The sequence below is a fragment of the Sulfitobacter sp. HI0027 genome (genome assembly GCF_001634775.1).
In the GTDB taxonomy this organism is placed as follows: Bacteria; Pseudomonadota; Alphaproteobacteria; order Rhodobacterales; family Rhodobacteraceae; genus Sulfitobacter.
The window spans coordinates 1-504 of the sequence record NZ_LWER01000281.1; the positions used below are offsets into that span (position 1 = coordinate 1).

The 504-nt window shown below is 56.2% G+C and carries 1 protein-coding gene; it reads right to left on the reverse strand.

What is annotated here, in order from left to right; all coding sequences use genetic code 11:
• A partial coding sequence (locus A3722_RS15615) for a dTDP-glucose 4,6-dehydratase (protein WP_150120515.1) occupies positions 1–504 on the reverse strand: 504 nt, incomplete at both ends.

Here is a 504-nt window from a genome sequence, read left to right on the forward strand (position 1 = left end):
CACACTAGATGGTCAGAAGCGGCTTTTGATGCGGAATAAGGGCTGCGCGGGCTGTAGGCTGTTTTCTCGGTGAACTTCACCGCTGGATTGGCGGGAAGCGAGCCATATACCTCGTCTGTAGAGACATGATGGAAACGAAAGCCTTCAGGGCGGCCCGCTTCGGCCCAGTATTTGCGCGCGGCTTCCAGCATGTTGAACGTGCCAGTGATATTAGTCTCAATAAAATCGCTTGGACCGTCGATCGAACGATCCACGTGGGATTCAGCCGCCAAATGCATCACCGCGTCAGGCCGGTGGAGAGCAAATACACGGTCCAACTCAGCCCGATCACAAATATCTACCTGCTCAAACGTATAGGCAGGGTTGTTTGCCACGGTGGCAACATTGTCGAGGCAGGCGGCATAAGTCAGCGCATCGACGTTGAGAACCTCGTGTCCGCGCGCGACAGCCAGCCTCACAACCGCTGAACCAATAAACCCGGCCCCACCGGTCACGAGCAACTTC